The organism is Winogradskyella sp. Asnod2-B02-A, assembly GCF_045063645.1.
Taxonomy (GTDB): domain Bacteria; phylum Bacteroidota; class Bacteroidia; order Flavobacteriales; family Flavobacteriaceae; genus Winogradskyella.
In genome coordinates this window covers 1-1,001 of record NZ_JBEFOG010000012.1, presented here as the reverse complement: position 1 = coordinate 1,001, position 1,001 = coordinate 1, and the positions used below count along the sequence as shown (strand labels likewise).

Here is a 1,001-nt window from a genome sequence, read left to right as displayed (position 1 = left end):
ATGGTTCTTGGCAACTTTATAGAAAGAGAGGACTCGTACGTCTAAGGGATCACTAATCTAAAACACGTTATAGTTCTCCTCTTTTTCTATATAAATATATTTATTGTAAACTAAAGAAACACGTTGGGCTTCATACTGACAAAAAAACGAACTAAATCATATTTTTTTGTACATTTGATTAAAAGAAATTTTAAAATGGATATTCGAACAACAAAACTTGAACTACTCAAAACGATTTTGGAGACTGAAAACACTGATTTCATCCAAAGGGTAGCTGATTTTGTAAAAAAAGAAAAAGTAGATTTTTGGGACGAATTATCTTTATCTGAACAATCTGAAATAAAACAAGGTGTTGAGGAATTGGATAAAGGAAAAAGAGTTTCCTTCGAGTCATTCCTAAAGAAAATTTCTTAATGAAAGTATTCTTATCCGAACTTGCCGAATCAAAACTTCTAAAGCTATCTCAATATTTACTGGAAGAGTGGAACGTAAAAACTCGTGACAAGTTTATCTCAAAACTAAGCGATAAAATCAAACAAATATCAAATCAGCCTGATAGTTGTCCAAAATCATCGGAATTTAAAAATCTTTATAAATGTGTTGTAACAAAGCAAACGACATTTTTCTACAGAATAATAGCTGAACGAAAAGAAATAGAAATCATTACAATTTTTGACACACGACAAAATCCTGATAAGATAAAAAAAGACGTCGATTAAAAGTACGAAAGCCCAACACCGTGTATAATTAATTGCTTGGTTCTAGCCTACTTGCGAAAATTCCTGCGGAATTTTCACGGGTTCGTAAATGTTTGCTAACTTAGTCGCTAAACCACGCAACTAACCATACACAAAACCGTTACCCAACATTTGAGAAAAGGTACTTTCCTGAAATAGGTTGACTAAAAATTAAACATTTAATTATAGTCACTTATGAAAACACGAAAACAAGACTGTCGAAAAAAACCTTACGAAAAAGTAACTTTTCAGTACAAATTATTC

Annotated in this window: 2 protein-coding genes; both read left to right on the top strand. The window is 31.3% G+C overall.

What is annotated here, in order from left to right; genetic code table 11:
- Window positions 1-195: 195 nt before the first annotated feature.
- Window positions 196-414, top strand: a complete 219-nt coding sequence (locus ACJJVO_RS00185; protein ID WP_147676567.1) for a hypothetical protein — start codon at window positions 196-198, stop codon at window positions 412-414.
- A complete protein-coding gene (locus ACJJVO_RS00180; protein WP_405568957.1) occupies window positions 414-719 on the top strand; it encodes a type II toxin-antitoxin system RelE/ParE family toxin in 306 nt (101 codons plus the stop codon). The genes ACJJVO_RS00185 and ACJJVO_RS00180 overlap by 1 nt, the downstream gene beginning before the upstream one ends.
- Window positions 720-1,001 lie beyond the last annotated feature (282 nt).